Origin of the sequence: Enterobacter sp. T2 (genome assembly GCF_010692925.1) — a bacterium.
Taxonomy (GTDB): Bacteria; Pseudomonadota; Gammaproteobacteria; order Enterobacterales; family Enterobacteriaceae; genus Enterobacter; species Enterobacter kobei.
Map to the genome: position 1 here is coordinate 2,357,178 of NZ_CP048736.1, position 18,221 is coordinate 2,375,398.

The 18,221-nt window shown below is 57.2% G+C and carries 15 protein-coding genes; 6 read left to right on the plus strand and 9 right to left on the minus strand.

Features of this window, described 5'->3' with window-relative positions:
- Nucleotides 1-4: 4 nt before the first annotated feature.
- A complete protein-coding gene (locus tag G0034_RS11350) occupies nucleotides 5-991 on the minus strand; it encodes a DUF979 domain-containing protein (protein WP_023330441.1) in 987 nt (328 codons plus the stop codon).
- A complete protein-coding gene (locus tag G0034_RS11355; protein WP_014883866.1) occupies nucleotides 988-1,710 on the minus strand; it encodes a DUF969 domain-containing protein in 723 nt (240 codons plus the stop codon). The genes G0034_RS11350 and G0034_RS11355 overlap by 4 nt, the downstream gene beginning before the upstream one ends.
- A 198-nt stretch (nucleotides 1,711-1,908) precedes the next feature.
- On the opposite strand from G0034_RS11355, the gene G0034_RS11360 reads away from it, so the two are divergent.
- Nucleotides 1,909-2,454, plus strand: coding sequence for a winged helix DNA-binding protein (locus tag G0034_RS11360; protein WP_014883867.1), 546 nt, complete (start codon nucleotides 1,909-1,911; stop codon nucleotides 2,452-2,454).
- Nucleotides 2,455-2,456: 2 nt separating this feature from the next.
- Here G0034_RS11360 and glgX read toward each other — a convergent pair whose 3' ends face one another.
- Genes glgX through treZ form a run of 3 tightly spaced genes read right to left on the minus strand, consistent with a single transcriptional unit; the run spans nucleotide 2,457 to nucleotide 8,800 of the window.
- Nucleotides 2,457-4,532, minus strand: coding sequence for a glycogen debranching protein GlgX (gene glgX, locus G0034_RS11365; RefSeq protein ID WP_179120874.1), 2,076 nt, complete (start codon nucleotides 4,530-4,532; stop codon nucleotides 2,457-2,459).
- Nucleotides 4,533-4,547: 15 nt separating this feature from the next.
- Nucleotides 4,548-7,016 (minus strand): malto-oligosyltrehalose synthase, encoded by a 2,469-nt coding sequence (gene treY / locus G0034_RS11370; RefSeq protein ID WP_179120875.1) that lies wholly within the window; start codon nucleotides 7,014-7,016, stop codon nucleotides 4,548-4,550.
- Complete coding sequence (gene treZ / locus G0034_RS11375) at nucleotides 7,013-8,800, minus strand: malto-oligosyltrehalose trehalohydrolase (RefSeq protein ID WP_179120876.1); 1,788 nt, start codon at nucleotides 8,798-8,800, stop codon at nucleotides 7,013-7,015. Before treZ ends, treY begins: the two co-directional genes overlap by 4 nt.
- A gap of 132 nt (nucleotides 8,801-8,932) precedes the next feature.
- On the opposite strand from treZ, the gene G0034_RS11380 reads away from it, so the two are divergent.
- Together G0034_RS11380 and G0034_RS11385 are read left to right on the plus strand one after the other, a co-directional pair.
- A complete protein-coding gene (locus tag G0034_RS11380) occupies nucleotides 8,933-9,460 on the plus strand; it encodes a GNAT family N-acetyltransferase (protein WP_023337318.1) in 528 nt (175 codons plus the stop codon).
- A gap of 60 nt (nucleotides 9,461-9,520) precedes the next feature.
- On the plus strand, nucleotides 9,521-10,507 hold the full coding sequence (locus tag G0034_RS11385) for an MBL fold metallo-hydrolase (protein ID WP_179120877.1): 987 nt from the start codon (nucleotides 9,521-9,523) through the stop codon (nucleotides 10,505-10,507).
- A gap of 13 nt (nucleotides 10,508-10,520) precedes the next feature.
- On the opposite strand, the gene G0034_RS11390 is transcribed toward G0034_RS11385, so the two are convergent.
- Nucleotides 10,521-11,405, minus strand: coding sequence for a LysR substrate-binding domain-containing protein (locus tag G0034_RS11390; RefSeq protein ID WP_023330447.1), 885 nt, complete (start codon nucleotides 11,403-11,405; stop codon nucleotides 10,521-10,523).
- Nucleotides 11,406-11,517: 112 nt separating this feature from the next.
- Between G0034_RS11390 and G0034_RS11395 the strand changes: the two genes are divergently transcribed.
- The 3 genes from G0034_RS11395 (at nucleotide 11,518) to G0034_RS11405 (ending at nucleotide 14,720) form a co-directional block, all read left to right on the plus strand.
- Nucleotides 11,518-13,005: a UbiD family decarboxylase gene (locus tag G0034_RS11395; protein ID WP_176261053.1), complete on the plus strand. Its 1,488-nt coding sequence runs from the start codon at nucleotides 11,518-11,520 to the stop codon at nucleotides 13,003-13,005.
- Nucleotides 13,006-13,132: 127 nt separating this feature from the next.
- Nucleotides 13,133-13,420, plus strand: a complete 288-nt coding sequence (locus G0034_RS11400; protein ID WP_014883875.1) for a VF530 family protein — start codon at nucleotides 13,133-13,135, stop codon at nucleotides 13,418-13,420.
- A gap of 7 nt (nucleotides 13,421-13,427) precedes the next feature.
- The gene (locus G0034_RS11405; protein WP_014883876.1) at nucleotides 13,428-14,720 is read left to right on the plus strand and encodes a glycoside hydrolase family 10-like protein; all 1,293 of its coding nucleotides are present in this window, start codon (nucleotides 13,428-13,430) and stop codon (nucleotides 14,718-14,720) included.
- A 42-nt stretch (nucleotides 14,721-14,762) separates the two neighbouring features.
- Here the strand turns inward: G0034_RS11405 and dsbG are convergent, their stop codons facing one another.
- From dsbG to G0034_RS11420, 3 genes are read right to left on the minus strand one after another with little or no spacing between them, the layout of a single operon-like run.
- A complete protein-coding gene (gene dsbG, locus G0034_RS11410; protein WP_179120878.1) occupies nucleotides 14,763-15,521 on the minus strand; it encodes a thiol:disulfide interchange protein DsbG in 759 nt (252 codons plus the stop codon).
- A 41-nt stretch (nucleotides 15,522-15,562) separates the two neighbouring features.
- Nucleotides 15,563-16,174: a DsbA family protein gene (locus tag G0034_RS11415; RefSeq protein ID WP_179120879.1), complete on the minus strand. Its 612-nt coding sequence runs from the start codon at nucleotides 16,172-16,174 to the stop codon at nucleotides 15,563-15,565.
- A 7-nt stretch (nucleotides 16,175-16,181) separates the two neighbouring features.
- On the minus strand, nucleotides 16,182-18,206 hold the full coding sequence (locus G0034_RS11420) for a protein-disulfide reductase DsbD family protein (protein WP_014883879.1): 2,025 nt from the start codon (nucleotides 18,204-18,206) through the stop codon (nucleotides 16,182-16,184).
- Between the last annotated feature and the right edge of the window lie 15 nt (nucleotides 18,207-18,221).

Genomic DNA, 18,221 nt, shown 5'->3' on the forward strand with positions numbered 1-18,221 from the left:
CTCCTTAGCGAAAAACGAGGAAATACATTAAGAACACGTTCACCACCAGCAAGGTTAACGCGGTCGGGATCTGGATCTTGATCACCTGATATTTGTCTTTCAGCTCCAGCAGCGCGGCGGGCACGATATTGAAGTTCGCGGCCATCGGCGTCATCAGCGTGCCGCAATACCCTGCGTACATACCAATCGCCAGCAGCGGTGCCGGGTTACCGTGATGCACATTAATCAGGAACGGCAAGGCGATACCGGCACTCAATACCGGGAAAGCGGCAAAGGCGTTACCCATGATCATGGTAAACAGCGCCATCCCCACGCAGTAAATCACCACCAGCATGAAGCGGTTATCCGGGTTCACAAACAGGCTCACTACCTTTTGCACGGAGTCACCGGTATTGGCCGCCACGAATACCCCACCCAGCATGGCCAGCATCTGCGGCAGGATCACCGCCCAGCCGATGGTATCGACAAGACGGCGAGACTGGCGAATCGCGTGCAGCGGCGTGCCCTTCGTCAGCCACCAGCCGGTGAGGATCGCCGCGACGCAGGCCACGCACAGCGCCGCAAGGGTGAGCTGTTTCTGGTCGAGAAGATAAACGCCGCCAATCGACACGCCCTTCAGGAACAGCGTCCCGATCACCGTCACCACGGGGATCATCAGCGCGGGCAGGAACAGCCAGTTTTTGAGCCGGTTTGACGAGGCAACCCGTTCCTCGTCAGAGGCCATTTTGTAGTGCCCCTTTCCGACAAGACCAAAGCCCGCCAGCAGCGCGATAACGATAACGCTGCCGCCGATGATTCGGTACGCCAGCGATTTGCCGAGCTCCTGAACCATCAGATCACCGAACAGGAAAATCCCACCAAATAAAAACCAGAAAAGCGCGGTGGTGAAACGCTTCGGATTCGCACGATCGCGCAGGGTCATGACCACCAGCAACATTACGACGAAGCCAATCAGGTAGTACACGCGGTTAATGGTGATAAGCGTCATCATTGCGCGGCCCCCTGCGTTGCCTGCTCTGCACGCCAGGCCATCACGTCACGACGGATACTGGCATCCAGGCGCAGCAGGCGTGTCATATGAATAATCAATGCCGCAATGGCCGTCGGAATGGCCCACAGGCCGATATGCAGTGGTTCAATCCCCTGAATGCCGTTCTCTTTCAGGAACGCGTCAATCAGCAGCACTGCACCAAAGGCGATAAAAATGTCTTCCCCAAAGAAGACCGCGATATTGTCACACGCGGCGGCATGGGCTTTGATTTTGTCGCGGATATGCTGCGGCAGTTCACCATACTCGTTCAGAGCGGCCCCTTCAGCCATCGGCGCCAGCAGCGGGCGTACCGTCTGGGCATGCCCGCCCAGCGACATCAACCCCAGCGCGGCCGTGCCTTCACGGGCGACAAAGTAGAGCATCAAAATGCGCGCCGAGGTGGCGCTGGCGATCTTCGCGACCCAGGCCTGGGCGCGCTCTTTTAGCCCGTAATATTCCAGCAGACCAATGACCGGCAGGATCAGAATGAAGGTCGCGAGCGATCGGCTATTGACGAACTTCTCGCCAAAGGTCTCGAGCAGCATGCCGAAATCCATACCGACCAGCAGACCCGTCGCCAGCCCCGCCACCACGACAACCAGTAGCGGGTTGAAGCGCAGAGCAAAACCAATAACCACGATCGGTATCCCGATCAGCGGCAACAGCGTAGAACCGTCCATAACGTTTACCCTATCGAAAGTGAGCGTTGCGCGCCGACGGCTATTTTTTTAATTTGCGGCGAGCGATGTTGTGTTTTCGTCAGGCTTTGCAAAACCTGCGCTAAAAAGCTATATCTGAACCTCAAAAACATGTAAACAATTTATCAATAAAATGTTCTTATTTTATCGATGAGTTTACATTTCTGACTAAGGAACGTTATGACCTCAGAAAAGCGTGCTTCACCCCATCACGACGACATCAATGATGGCCGGATCGTCTCGTCCCGCCATCTGGTGTCCGAGCGCTGCGCGGAACTGTCAGAGCTGGAATACGCGCTGATCATGACCAGCAACGCGTTCAACAAATGGATGGTGCGCTGCATGACGGCTGCCGGCGAGCCCGATATGGGCGCCTTTGATGTCTCACTTCTGCACCATGTGAACCACCGCGACCGCAAGAAAAAGCTGGCTGATATCTGTTTTGTTCTCAACGTGGAAGATACGCATGTGGTGACTTATGCCCTGAAAAAGCTGGTTAAAGCAGGCTACGTGACAAGTGAGAAAGCGGGTAAAGAGCTCTTTTTCTCCACCACGGAGGAAGGTAAAGCGTTATGTATGAAATACCGCGACGTGCGGGAGGCGTGTCTGATCGCGATACATGCGGAGAGCGGCATTGCCGGAAAATCCATTGGCGAAACCGCGCAGCTGTTACGCACGATTTCCTCTCTGTACGACACCGCCGCCAGGGCGGCGGCATCACTGTAAACTCAGGGCCGTCGGAAAAGAGTAATGCTGCGTCCGGCCAGCTCGAATTCTACCGCTTCGGTGATCGCCTTCCCGGTCACGGCGTCATCGGCTGTAGACAGCTCCAGCACCCATCCCCCTTCACCAAACTGTGGGATATGGAATGCCACGCTGCCTTCAAACGGGTTGAACAGCATGAGCACATCGTGCCAGATCCCCTCTTCCTGTTTGAGATCGGGCCTGCTGATGGACACCCCGAGCGTCGAGCCCTCATCCCACTGCTCTGCCTGCTGCGGGCCGCCGCCGGCGTTAAACCAGCGGATCTCCAGCCCGTCGCGCCAGCTTTCACGACGCAATAACGGTTGCGCGGCACGAAGCGCAATCAAACGTCGGGTAAACTCGCGCAGCGCGGCGTCGTTCTCGGAGAGTCCTTTCCAGTCGATCCACGAGATCTCACTGTCCTGGCAGTAGCCGTTGTTGTTGCCCTTCTGCGTGCGGCCAAACTCATCGCCGGCCAGCAGCATTGGCGTACCATGGGAAAACAGCAGCGTGGTCAGGAAATTACGCTTCTGCCTTTCGCGGGTAGCAATAATATCCGGGTTCTCCGTCGGCCCTTCTTCGCCATAGTTGTATGAACGGTTATCGTTATGGCCATCATTATTGTCTTCCCCGTTGTCGGCGTTATGCTTCTCGTTGTACGACACCAGGTCATTCAGCGTAAAGCCGTCATGGGCGGTGATGAAATTAACGCTGGCCCAGGGGCGACGCCCGCGCAGATCGTACAAGTCACCGGATCCCAGCAGACGGGCGGCAAAGTCGTTAGAGACGTTGTCCCCCTTCCAGTACTCGCGTACGGTGTCTCGGTATTTGTCGTTCCATTCACCCCAGCCAGGCGGAAAACCGCCCACCTGATAGCCGCCGGGGCCGATATCCCAGGGTTCACCAATCAGCTTCAGTCGGGATAAAACCGGATCCTGGGTCATGGCGTCGAAAAAGCCGCCGCGCGGATCAAACCCTTCCGGCTCGCGGCCCAGTATTGTTCCCAGGTCGAAACGGAAACCGTCAATATGCATCGACTCCGCCCAGTAGCGCAGCGAATCCATCACCATCTGCAGCACACGCGGGTGAGAGGTATTGACCGTGTTCCCCGTTCCGGTGTCGTTGATGTAATACCGGTGCTGGTCAGGCAGTGTGCGATAATAGCTGTAGTTATCAATGCCTTTAAACGAGAGCGTGGGGCCAAGCTCATTGCCTTCCGCCGTGTGGTTATACACCACGTCGAGAATCACTTCGATGCCAGCATCATGATAAGCGCGCACCATATCGCGAAAGCCCTGGATCCCCGCCGGGCCGAAGTAGCGCGACGCCGGCGCAAAAAAGCCCAGCGTGTTATAGCCCCAGAAGTTTTTCAGACCGCGGTCGAGAAGATGTTGATCGTCCGGGAACCAGTGAACAGGGAGCAGCTCCACCGAGGTGATGCCGAGGCTTTTGATGTAGTCCACGGAGGCTTTATGCCCCATCCCCTCAAAGGTGCCCCGCAGTTCGGGAGGAATTGCCGGGTTCATCTGGGTAAACCCTTTTACGTGGCTTTCATACACCACGGTGTTCGGCCAGGGGATAGTGGGTCGGTTAGTGTCCTGCCAGTCACAGGCGTTCGGGTCGATAACCTTACATTTTGGCGTGAACGGCGCGCTGTCACGGGTATCAAAACTCAAGTCTAATTCGTCATGCCCCAGCGCATAGCCGAAATGGGCCTCGTTCCAGTCGATATCACCCACCAGTTCGCGGGCATAGGGGTCGATAAGCAGTTTATGCGGGTTGAAGCGATGACCGTTTTCCGGGTAATAGGGGCCGTAGACGCGATAGCCGTAAAGCGCACCGGGCTTCAGATCCGGCACATAGCCGTGCCAGACTTCGTGGGTATATTCAGGAAGCTCCAGCCGGGCGATTTCCGTTTTCCCGGAGGGGTCAAACAGACAGAGCTCCACCCGCTCAGCGTGAGCGGAGAACAGCGCGAAGTTGACCCCCTTCCCGTCATAGTTTGCACCCAACTGCTGGCCATGACCGGCCCGAATTTCAAACGTTGTATCCTTTGCCATTTTCGTTCTCCACGATTATTCGCAGGTAAGCAGAACCAGTACACATCCCTTTTCTGACGTTAAATCCAGCGTCTCTTGCAGCATGCGGCTTTCACCGCTGAACAGATCCCGATAGCGTTTTCCTGCCAGCGCCTCGGGTATCGCCACCGTGGTATTGCCCCACAGCGTGCGGTTATCGGTGATGCCAAAAACCAGTCGCGGCACGGCAACAATCAGCACCTCGCCGTCTTTCACCCGCGCATAGACAATCAGATGCTCCTCCCGCTCGCCGGACACTTTAAGCGGCAGCCAGTCGCCATAGCGAAACAGCCCGGGATAGTGTGGACGCAGACGCAGGAGCGTAGCGGTGACAAACTGCTTCACCCTTCCGTCCTGCCAGCACGCCGGGTTTTCAAACATACCGGCATTCGCCACGCTGAGGTTTTGCACCAGCGTCGGAAAGTCCGGCTCGCGGCGGTTATCCGGATCGACAAGGCTAACGTTAAGCGCCTCGCTGCCCTGATAGATATCCGGCACGCCGGGCGCCGTCAGCTTAATCACCGTCTGGCTGAGGCTGTTCATCAGTCCGGCGCGGATAAAGGGCCGCATGGACTCGCTGAAATCATGCAGAAACAGCGTGTTGTCAGGTGAAAGCAGGTGCCGGGCATAGCGCAGCACCACGCTCTCATAGCTCTCGTTGCTGTCGATCCAGTCTGTGCGCTGTTTCGCCTCGCGCAGCGCTTTTTCGAGGAAAGCGATAAAACGCGCCTCCAGCGAGGCAAGCCCGTCGGCGTCGTCCGGCGACAGCGTGGCCGGCCAGACGCCTGCCAGCGCCTGATAGATCATCCAGGTGTCGGCGGCGTTTGGCGCGGTACCGTCATTGAGAAACCGCACCTGGGTCTGGTTCATCTGGCGCCAGCGGGCCAGATTTTCGCCCCACTGTTCCGGGGCCTCCGTCAGGGTGTAAAGCCGGGCCCGGGCATCTTCCCCGCGCTTGGTATCGTGCGTGGAGGTGCCCAGCAGCGCATCGGGCTGACGGGCCAGACGAATGCGCATCTCCTGATGAAAGCGGGATAGCGAGAACGCGCGCGGCGTCGGGTCGGCGCCCACTTCATTAAGCGCCAGCTCCAGGTTATGACGAAAGAACAGCGTGTCTTCAACGGACTTCGCCATCAGCGGCCCAGTCAACTGCTGAAAGCGGGTTCTGAAAAGCGCGGCGGACTCGCGGCACTCTTCCGGCAAATCGCCGGTAAGAATGCGGACTATCAGGCTCAGGGCGGCTTCGGATGTCTCTACGCTGGCGACCACGCGGTTAAGCAGCGCGACATCTGGCGGGGTTAACCCCTCCCGGCTGCCGTAGGTGCGGTACACCGGAAAGGCGATAAGCAGCTCGCGTAACGCGTGGCGAATATCATCGCGCTGAAGCGCAACGTCATTGCGGCGGGCCAGATCGTCTGCAAGATTAAGCAGCGTGGTGAACTCGCCCTCAAAATTACGATCGGTCATCAGGCCTTTCGCATCGCGCAGTTCCGCGTGGCGATCGACCGTTACCCCCAGCGTCTCGTCGTGAATTTTTTCCAGACGCGACAGGTTATCGTCGTCGACCAGCACTTCCGCCAGCGAAGCGATAAATTCGTACCCGGTAGTACCGGAGACGGGCCACTCGGCGGGAAGCTGTTCTCCTTTAGCGAGAATTTTCTCGACCGTGATATAACAGTCCGGTCCGGTTGCCTGCCGCAGGCGCTGCAGATAGCCCAGCGGATCGGCCAGACCGTCGATATGGTCGATCCGCAGACCGTCCACCACACCCGCGTGAACCAGTTCAAGGATGAGGCGATGCGTATCGTCGAATACCGCGTCATCTTCAACCCGCACGCCCACCAGACCGGTAATCTCAAAGAAACGTCGCCACGAAAGCTGTTTCGGCGCTTCCCGCCAGGACATCAATCGCCAGCTTTGTGCTTCGTGCAGTTCCGCAAGGCTCTTATCCTCGCTGAACGTGCCCGGGTTGAGCGGATATGCGGTGTCATAATAGATCAGAGCGGCTTTGTTTGTGACAGTGTCACGTTTTAAGGTAATGGCTCCCTTCTCCAGCTCCGCCTCAAAGGTGTCCCCGAGAAACGGCAGCGTCAGCGGGCGAGACCCGTCGATATCGAAATAGCGGAAATAGCGGCTCTGCTGTCCGTACTCAATCACGTCCCGCCACCAGGTGTTTTCCAGAGAAGTCGACATATGGTTAGGGACAATATCCAGTATCAGCCCCATGCCGGCCTGCTTAAGCGCCGCGGACATGCGGTCGAAACCTTCGCGTCCGCCGATCGCAGGGTCTATTTCATTCGGGTTGGTGACGTCATAGCCGTGCGTGGAATCCGTTGTGGCAGTAAACACCGGGGAGGCATAAAGGTGGCTGATGCCGAGGTCTTTCAGATAGGGTACCAGCGCGACAACGCGATCGAAGGTCATGCCATTACGGAACTGTATACGGTACGTGGCGGAAGGGATCATAACGATGCTTCTCCATCAGCAAATCGAACGACAATACTGTTCGGCGGCAAAATGTCGGTTACCTCCGGCCAGGCGAAACGTGTCTCCCCCGAAAGAGCGGGCGGTTTGACAGATTTATTGCCGATATTGAGCGCCAGCGAAAGCGTTCCGGACGGGAAGCGCCAGCTTACGGCCACCATCCCGGGCGCCGTCCCGATCACCTTGCCCTCGACGCGACTTCCCTCATGCAAAAGCGGAACGATATATCGATGACGCAGCGTCAGCAGATGGCGCGTGAAGCGGAGCCACGTTTTGCCGTCGTCGGTGGCAATTTTATTCCAGTCAAGCTTTGAGCGGACAAAGGTGTTCACGTCATTCGGGTCCGGGACAGCGTCATCGTGCCCGGCATGGCCAGTAAACTCTTTTGCGCGCCCTTCCCGCACCGCGTCGGCCAGATCGCCGTGAAAATCGGTGAAGAACATGAACGGATGTGATTCACCAAACTCCTCGCCCATAAACAGCAGCGGGATATGGGGGGAAAGCAGCAGTGCAGCAAGCAGCACACGGGTTTTATTGGCGCCCGCGAGGGTGATAAGCCGCTCACCCTGGGCGCGATTCCCGGTCTGATCGTGGTTCTGAATAAAATCAACGAAGAACTGCGGTGGCTGTGTGTGACACTCCACCCCGCGGGACTGGCCGGTTTGCAGCGAAACCTCGCCCTGGTAGACAAACCCTTCTGCCAGCGCCCGGGCGAATTTTTTCTCTGGTTCAAACGCAAAATCCTGGTAGTACGCGTGCGTCTCACCGGTGGCAAACACGTGAGCCGCGTTGTGGAAATCATCATTCCACTCAGCGGTAAACAGCGGCGTATTGCCGTGCTCATCACGCGGATGCAGGAAAATGACGTTGCGGCTGTCTTCCGTGGTCAGGTGAACATGACGGTTCGGGATCGCCTCACGGATCTTCTCTGCAATTTCCTGGAGAATATGCGTCTTCGAGCTGTCTTTAATCTGGTCGATGGCATCAAAACGCAGGCCGTCCAGGCGGTACTCGGTCAGCCAGTAGAGCGGCGCATCGGTAATGTAATGTCTTACCGGCTCGCGCTCGTAGGCGATCCCGTTGCCCCAGGGCGTCATCCGCTCTGTATCGAAAAAGGCAGGCGACAGCAACGGGAGATAGTTGCCTTCCGGGCCGAAGTGGTTGAGTACGATATCCAGCACCACGGAAAGCCCAAGACCGTGCGCGGCATCGATTAACGCGTGGAAATCCTCTGGCGTACCGTATGCGGCGTGCGGAGCATAAAGTAACACACCGTCGTATCCCCAGCCGCGGGATCCGCCAAACTGAGACACGGGCATAACTTCAAGCTGGGTAATACCCAGTTCTGCCAGGTAAGGGAGTTTTTCAATCGCGGCCCGGAAGGTCCCCTCCGGGGTAAACGTGCCGATGTGCAGTTCATAGATAACCGTCTCTTCCCACGGCCGCCCTGACCATTCCCGGTTAACCGGCTGATAACGTCGGGGATCGATAACGATGGAGGGGCCGTTAACGTCTCTCGCCTGTGCGCGAGACGCGGGATCGGGCACCGTCATGCCGTCCTGCAGGACAAACTGATACTCTGTGCCGTGCGTAACGCCCGGAACGTCTGCCTGAAACCAACCGTTACCCACTGCCGTCATCGGCACGTCGGTGACGGCCAGACGTAGCGTAAGCGCTTTCTGTCCTTCTGCCCAGACGCGAAAACGTACAACGTCATCGGAAATAAACTCAGCACCCCACTGCTTTTGAAATGTCCTGAATTCCATTCATTGTCCTCGAATGACCCACATTTTACGCGGAACGAAGTACAAGCTTAGTTCAGGATTAAAAGTGTGTTGGCTCAGCGGATTTAACCGCTTCGTCTATTCTTTATGAACTCACTCACTACCGGGAATATTATGCAGATTCGAAAAGGATTAAATACCGACCTCGTACGCCTCGAATGTTGTGACTTCTCTTTCACCGTTAACCACATTGCTCGAGAACCTTTTCTCCATTGTGATTTGCATATTGAAGCTATCGCTGAGCCCTGGATAAAAACCTACGAGCTCGATATCCAGACACTTGAAAATCATTGTGTTAACCCGGACGCCATATTTCTTGTTGCAGAAACGAACGAGGGTGAAATAGCCGGCTTTATTACTGCATCAATTGGCTGGAATAAGTTTATCTCGGTGGATTACATAGCCGTAGATCGTACGAAACGCAGAACCGGCGCAGCACAAAAATTGATGGCCGCCGCGCACGTGTGGGCGCGAAGCGTAAACGCGCCGGGACTGCGGCTTGAAACCCAAAATGTGAACGTCTCGGCCTGTCTGTTTTACCGAAACTACGGTTTCACCCTGGGCGGATACGACCGTTATCTGTACAACGCTTTACCGGAAAAAGACGAAGTTGCCCTGTTCTGGTATTACATGCTGGTGTAGCGGAAACTCGCTGCTCTACGGCCGCTATGAGTAAGATGAGCACTTTCAAAGGAGACGCGTATGCTTACCATGAAAAAACTTGCTCTTTCCACGCTGATGTCCAGTTCACTGCTTTTCTACCCTGTGCTGCAGGCTTCGGCAGAAACGCCCCAGCACGTCGTTAAACAACCGGCGGGCGGTTACCGCGTGCAGGTCGGCGATGTCATTGTCACGTCTTTTACCGACGGAACCGTCGCGCAGGATCTGCATAAGCTGCTGCGCCGGACAACGCCGCAAAAGATTGATGCGCTGCTCGCGAAAAATTTCCAGACCAACCCGGCCGAGGTCTCCATTAACGCGTTCCTGATTGCGATCCCCGGGCATAAAATTCTGGAGGATACCGGCTCGGGCCAGCTCTTTGGTCCTGATGCGGGTGGACGCCTGGTTGAAAGCCTCGCCACGCAAGGGGTTAAACCCGAGGACATTACTGAAGTCCTGCTGACCCACGCCCACTCCGATCACGCGGGCGGTCTGGTCAAAGACGGCAAGGTGGTATTCAGCAACGCACGCGTTTTCGTTGGCAAACCCGACGTCGACTTTTTCTTTAACGACGATAATCAAAAGAAAACCGGCTACGGCAAGAACTACTTTGACGTCGCGCAGAAGACCTTAAAGCCCTATCTTGACGCCGATAAAGTGGTGCCTTTTAGCGGCACGGCTGAGATTCTTCCGGGGCTGACCGGCACGGTTCATCCCGGCCATACGCCGGGTTCAGCCTTCTACACGCTGACAAGCAAAGGCGAGAAGATCACCTTTGTCGGCGACATCATTCATGCCGGGGCGGTCCAGTTCCCGCAGCCTGGTGTGACCATCACCTACGATGAAGATCAGAACAAAGCGGCAAGCGTGCGCGAACAGGCGTTTGCGGACTTTGTGAAAAACAGAGACCTGATTGCCGCGCCCCATCTGCCGTTCCCGGGTATCGGCTATGTCACCAAAGGTGAAAACGGTGGCTATGCCTGGGTTCCCGTTACCTATACCAACCGGGACGCCAGCAGCGTGAAATAAGCGGATGACGCCGTCAGGTGTGCTCGAGGGTCACCAGAAATTTTTTAAGCACTTCTGAGCGAATAATTCGGTGGCACACCAGCGTCAGTTCGCTTTCCCTGAGACGGTCGAGAATGTCCACGTAAACGACATTCTCGACACTCACTGCCTTTGCTGACGCAGGCAGCAACGCCAGACCAAATCCCGCGGAGACCAGGCTTATCACCGTGGGAACATCCGTCGCATTCTGCACTACGTCCGGCTGGAAACCCGCCCCGCTACAGACGTCATAAAAGTACTGCTCCAGCCCCATGCCCTCCGGATCGCGCAGCGAGATCCATTTTTCATCCTTCACTGACGCGAGCGTCAGAGCGGAAGAGTCGGCCAGAGGATGCTGGCGATACAGCGCCAGCACCGTTTTTTCTGAGGTGAACGGCCGGCTTTGCAGATCGTCAGGCAGCGATGGCAGCGGTGCCCGAATAATCGCCACATCCAGCTGGTTACTTTGCACGGCGGCATAGAGCGTCTGCACATTGCCCGTCATCAAAGACATGGTTATCGCTGGCCAGCGGCTGTGCATCTGGCGCAGTGCAGCGGGCAGCTTACCGTCGAACATCGCACTCGACACGCATCCCAGGTTTAACACCCCCTGCTCGCCTCTCGCCGTTTGCCTGGCGTCCAGCACCGCCTGCTCAGTCAGGGAGATGGCGAGCCTGGCCTTCACCAGAAACGCGTCGCCCGCGGGCGTCAGGGTTAAGCGACGGTTCGCCCGGCTAAAGAGCGTGACGCCTAAACGTTCTTCAAGCGCCTTTATCTGCTGGCTCAGCGCCGGTTGCGCCATGTTTAAACGCTCGGCGGCACGGTGCATGTGGAGTTCTTCGGCAACGACAATGAAATGGCGCATCTGACGAAACTGCACGGGAGACTTCCTTTTTTGATAATAAATTTATTATTAATTTAACAGTAATGATGCAATTGATGCTATGGGTCATTGTCGTAAAAATGGAGGTATTCAACCGAGGGAGGAAAATATGGAAAATCCAGTCAACGATCTCAGAAGTGCCATCGCCTTACTGCAGCGCCACGAAGGCCAGTATATTGAAACCGATCATCCCGTCGATCCTAACGCAGAGCTGGCAGGTGTGTATCGTCATATTGGCGCGGGCGGTACGGTAAAACGCCCGACCCGCACGGGGCCGGCCATGATGTTCAACAGCGTGAAGGGCTATCCGGGCTCGCGCATTCTGGTGGGCATGCACGCCAGCCGTGAACGCGCGGCACTTTTGTTAGGCTGTGCGCCTTCTGAACTGGCAAAACATGTCGGTCAGGCGGTGAAAAAACCGGTCGCACCCGTTGTCGTCCCGGCCTCGCAGGCCCCTTGTCAGGAGCAGGTCTTCTACGCTGACGATCCGGACTTCGATCTGCGCAAACTGCTTCCAGCACCAACCAATACGCCGATTGATGCAGGCCCGTTCTTCTGCCTGGGACTGGTGCTGGCAAGCGATCCGGAGGACAGCTCGCTGACGGATGTCACCATCCACCGCCTTTGCGTGCAGGAGCGCGATGAGCTATCCATGTTCCTGGCCGCCGGTCGCCATATTGAAGTCTTTCGCAAAAAAGCGGAAGCGGCCGGAAAACCGCTGCCGGTGACGATCAACATGGGGCTCGATCCCGCTATCTATATCGGCGCGTGTTTTGAGGCCCCCACCACACCGTTTGGTTACAATGAGCTGGGCGTCGCCGGGGCGTTGCGCCAGCAGCCGGTCGAGCTGGTACAGGGCGTGGCGGTAAAAGAGAAAGCCATCGCGCGGGCGGAAATTATCATTGAAGGCGAACTGCTTCCCGGCGTGCGCGTAAGAGAAGATCAGCATACCAACACCGGCCACGCGATGCCGGAATTCCCGGGCTACTGCGGTGAGGCGAATCCGTCTCTGCCAGTGATCAAAGTGAAAGCGGTGACCATGCGCCACCAGGCAATCCTGCAAACGCTGGTGGGCCCCGGAGAAGAACATACCACCCTGGCCGGTTTGCCGACGGAGGCCAGCATCCGCAATGCGGTGGAAGAGGCGATTCCGGGCTTCCTGCAAAACGTCTATGCACATACCGCGGGTGGCGGTAAATTCCTGGGTATTTTGCAGGTGAAAAAACGCCAGCCGTCAGATGAAGGACGCCAGGGCCAGGCAGCACTTATCGCTTTAGCCACCTATTCGGAGCTGAAAAACATTATCCTTGTCGATGAAGACGTGGATATTTTCGACAGCGACGACATCCTGTGGGCGATGACCACCCGCATGCAGGGTGATGTCAGCATCACCAATATTCCGGGGATCCGCGGCCACCAGCTGGATCCGTCTCAGTCGCCGGATTACAGCACCTCAATTCGCGGAAACGGCATCTCCTGCAAGACCATCTTTGATTGCACGGTGCCGTGGGCGCTGAAGGATCGCTTCGAGCGCGCGCCGTTTATGGAGGTGAATCCGACACCGTGGGCGCCTGAGCTGTTTAAAGACAAAAAGTAAACGAACGTTCCTCTTTCTTCACCCCTCGGGGTGAAGAATTTCACGCTTAAATTGCCGCTTCCCCTGCTTTCTTGTACCCTTTCATCGGTAACTCCACCCCCACAAAAAATGAGACATCCGGACACCTATGACTGCACACATTTCTAACGATCCTTTGCATGGCGTCACGCTGGAGATGATGGTCAACGCCCTGGTGGCGAAATATGGCTGGAGCGAGTTGGGTGACCGCATCAAAATTAACTGTTTCAGAAAAGATCCCAGCGTTAAATCGAGCCTGAAATTTCTGCGCCGTACCCCGTGGGCACGCGCGGAGGTCGAAGCCCTGTATCTGGATTCCCTCCACGACGAGGGACATAAAGAACAGGAGGCGCCCGCCTTTAATCCCTGGGCTAACAGTCGGATTATCAAGAGCTAATACGCAAATGACGCGACACGTAAAACGGATCGGTGCGCTGGCTGGCTGCGCACTTTTACTTGTAAGCTGCTCCTCAAAACCACCAAAATCATTAGTTACCCCGCTCCCCACCGTCAGCAAACCGACCCAACAGGCAAACGAGCCGATGCGCGGGATCTGGCTTGCGACCGTCTCTCGCCTCGACTGGCCGCCGGTGGCCTCGGTGAATGGCTCCAGCGCTGACCAGCGCATCGCAATGCAAAAGCAGGCGCTTATCGCCAAGCTCGATAACCTTAAACACCTTGGGATTAACACGGTATTTTTCCAGGTAAAGCCGGACAGCACGGCACTCTGGTCATCAAAAATATTACCGTGGTCAGATATGCTGACGGGCAACATCGGCGAATATCCGGGATACGATCCGCTTCAGTTTATGCTGGATGAAGCGCACAAGCGCGGTATGAAAGTCCATGCCTGGTTCAACCCGTACCGCGTGTCGACCAACACGAAGCCGTCAACCATCGCTGCCCTGAACCGGACGGCGTATCAGACCCCGTCGAGCGTCTATGTCCAGCACCCGGAGTGGGTACGCGTCTCGGGCGATCGCTTCGTACTCGATCCCGGCATTCCGGAAGTGCGCGACTGGATAACCCGTGTCGTCACGGAAGTCGTGGCGAACTACCCGATAGACGGCGTGCAGTTTGATGATTACTTTTATGCTGAATCACCGGGATCCGCGCTGAATGATTCTCAGACTTACCGGCAGTACGGACAGGGATTTGCCTCTAAGGCCGACTGGCGAAGACACAACACGCATCAGCTGATCGTCCAGGTTTCCCGCGCGATAAAACAAACCAAACCCGACGTTGAGTTTGGCGTCAGCCCGGCTGGCGTGTGGCGTAACCGCTCCTTTGACCCGGCAGGCTCGGACACCCGGGGTGCCGCCGCCTATGATGAATCCTACGCCGATACGCGTCAGTGGGTGCAGCAGGGCCTGCTGGACTACATCGCCCCGCAAATTTACTGGCCCTTCTCCCGGGATGCCGCGCGCTATGACGTGCTGACCAAATGGTGGGCCGACGTCGTGAAGCCGACCCACACGCGTCTGTACATCGGCATCGCGTTCTACAAAGTGGGCGAACCGTCGAAAAATGAGCCGGACTGGACGGTTCAGGGCGGCGTGCCGGAACTGAAAAAACAGCTCGATCTCAATGATTCACTGCCCAACGTCAACGGCACCATCCTGTTCCGGGAAGATTACCTGAACAAGCCGCAGACGCAGCAGGCGGTCAACTATCTCAAAGGACGCTGGGGTAGCTAACCGGACGGCCGGGCAGAAACGTCCTGTTTCTGCCTGCGTTCTTTACGGCTTCGGCCCGAACATCGCTTCAAGCTGCTGCGCGTCCGGCATCCCGACAACCTGCTGCAGCTCGTTTTCCGCGTTCATATAGTAAATGGCCGGGGTGGCGTTGGCCCCCAGACTGTCCATCAGCGCCTGGTGTTTCTGCAGGATCGCTACCGTTTCGCGAGACCCTTCCCCCTCAGGCTTCGGTAACTTTTTGCCACCGGAGAGCTCGTACTCGCGCCAGGCCGAGACCGGATCTTTCGCATTCAGGATCGCGGCAGCGTTACGTCCGCTGTTAGGGTTAAGAAACGCCACCAGCAGCGTATTCAGCTGGACCTTGCCCGCCTTGACCCACGGCTGCGCCTCTGACCAGAACTGCTTGCAGTACGGACAGAACGGATCGGCGAAGACGAAGACTTTGCGCGGCGCGTTATCCGCCCCTTCCTTCAGGGGATGCGCCGCGTTGAGCGTCTTCCACATTTCGCGTCCCATCGGGGCATAGATCTCTTTCTGGAAATACCCCTCGCTGAGGTTTTTCCCTTTGTCATCGTACAGATAGCCCGAAATCACGTGCTTGCCGTTCGGGGTTAAAAAGAGCGTCACCCCCATGTCCTGATATTGCCCCAGCCAGGCCGGCGCGCCGCCGGGAGCATCCAGCTTCTTGATGATTGTAATGTTCTGCTGCTCACTGAAGTGCTTAACCACATCCGGTATAGCGTCAGCAGCCTGGACCAGCCCTGAGGTCGCCAGTGCCGAAAGTAACAGTAATTTTTTCATATCCCTCTCCGGTTTATCGGGGGCATCACGCCCCCTTCAGGTTAGCGGTTTTTCAGCGCGTCGCTGACGATTTCATCGAACTGTTCAAAAGGCACCCAGCCGGGCAGCAATCCCTCACCAATCAGCGTGGCGGGCGTACCCTGAATGCCCATTTTTTCCGCGACAAGCATGCTGCGCTTGATCGTCATCAGACTCTCCTCATCAGGCGTGGTAACGCTGACCCCTGCCCGTTTTTGCGCTTCCTGAATGCTGGCGTCATCGTGGTACCCCTTTTTGGCCATCAGGGTATGGTTCAGTTTCATAAACGCCCCGGGATCCTGACGCCAGAGCGTGAGCGCATCGCGCGCGGCGGTCAGCGAACTTTCCGAGCGGTAAGGTAAAAACTTAAACACCACGGCGACATCGGGATGTTTTTCTACGATCTTCTCCAGATAGGGGTCGAATTTCTTGCAGTACGGGCAGTTGTAGTCGGTAAACACCACCAGGGTGAGTTTCGGATTTTTCGCGCCGATACGCGGGGAATTCGGATCGTTAAACAGAAAATCTGCGATCATCTTCTGCGCACGTTGCTCCTGATCTGGCGTCAGCGGCTGAGCGGCCATCACCTGAGCCGAGGCCAGCAGGAGCATCAGCGTGATAAGGAATTTTTTCATAATACGTTTAGCCTTTTGCATTGTTCAGGGTGGTGACCAGGGTGCGTTTATCCAGCAGCGGTGAGAGGATTTCGCCCTCCGGCAGACCAGGGCCATATACCGCATTAAACGGAATAGCGTAGCGGTTTCGCTTCGCCAGAAAATCCGCGATAAAGGCGGACGGCTGGCTCCAGTCACCGCGCAGCGCCACTACGTCCGGCTGACTCAGCGCGGAAATGATGTCTGGCTGATTCAGGACCCGATGCTCGTTAACTTTGCAGGTCACACACCAGTCCGCCGAAATATCCACAAACACCCGTTTCCCCTGAGAAAGCGCCTGCTGGATGGCGTCTTCACTCAGTGGCTGCCACGGGATGGTCTCAGCGATATGTTGCGCCGGAGCGTCCGGCGGCGAGGTAAACACTCCGCGCAGCTGATACCCGCCAAACGCCGACAGCGCGATGACCACGATCCAGAACAACGGCGAGGAGGTTTGCCCCTTCAACGCGAACAGCACCAGCGCGACAACAATCAGCACCAGCACCACGATCTGACTCACCATTGCCCCCAGATGCAGGCTCAGCAGCGTCGCCAGCCAGAGGCTGGAGGCCAGCATCATCAGGCCCAGGATCGCTTTAAGCGTGTTCATCCAGCGGCCAGGCTTCGGCAGCAGCATGGCCGTTTTGGGCACCAGGGCGACAAACAGCCACGGCAGGCTCATGCCCACGCCGAGCATCAGGAAGATGAGCCACAGGGCGTGCAGCGGCGCGCCAAGGGCAAAGGCAACTGCGGTACCGAGGAACGGTGCGGAGCACGGCGTGGCCAGCAGCGTAGCAAACATCCCTTCGCAGAAACTGCCGCCAAGCCCCGCCCCGCCTGCCGTAGCCAGTCGCCCGGTAGCGGCAGAAGGCAGCAGCATCTCAAACGTTCCAAACAGGTTCAGCGCAAAGAGGAAGGTCACGGTAACCATCAGCCCGATAAACCACGGGTTCTGGAACTGAATGCCCCAGCCCAGGGACGCCCCGGCCAGCTTCAGCCCGGTGACCATGGCGGCCAGCAGCATAAAGGAGGTGAGGATCCCGGCGCTGGTTGCCAGGAAGCGCAGCCTGATGACGCGTCTGTCCGAACCCGCCTGCAGAATACTGTTAAGCTTCATTCCCATCACCGGCAGCACGCACGGCATCAGGTTGAGGATCAGCCCGCCCAGCAGGGCAAAGAGCACCATTTTGCCCGTCCCGGCTGGGGCGGAAGGCTCGGCGGGCGTAGCGCCAACGGTCATCGTGGTTTGCTGTGCGTCACTGCCATTGGTCAGCACAAATGACAGCCTCTTTCCTTCCAGCGACGTGGGCTTATCGCCCCATTCGTCGGTGACGGGCACCGTGACCCGAAGCGTATTGCCATCGTGCTTAATGGCCGGCTCGCCGGGCAGAATATCCCCCTCCAGCGGGTCAAAGTAGATCCCCGGATTATCCCATTTCCCGTCGGTCGTTCCCGTCACCACCAGGTTGCCGTCAGAGAGCCAGGCGGACAGATCGGCGGAAACGCCAGACGTGCCCGGCACGGCCTGCATCGCGCGGTCAAAGGCGTGATGGAAACCGTCATCCACCGGCTGCGTAAAATCGAGGTGCAGCGGGTAGTCCGTCAGCAGACAAACGTTACTGCACGTGGAGAGCGTGAGCGTGCCGTCGAGCGTATCGCCCTTCACGCCGTCGAGCACGATGGGGATCGTGACCTTATCGTGATAGCCCTGCGTGGTCATACCGGAGATATCGAATCGCGACGGTACCGGCCAGGACCAGCTATCCGTAACGCCCTGCGGCCAGGTGATTTTTGGCGCGACGCCACCCTCCCCCGGCGACCGCCAGTAGGTTTTCCAGCCGGGCTTTAGCTCAACGGTGAGCAGGCCTGTAATGTGCGTTTGTTCCCTTTCCGCCTGAAAGCGGATGCGGGCGTGATCGTTTTGTGGGGAGACCAGCCAGCCGGTGTCCGCCGCATGGACAATTCCGATGCAGGACAGCCACAGGAAGACGAATCCCCTGAAGAGGTTAACCATGTTTTACTCCGTGAA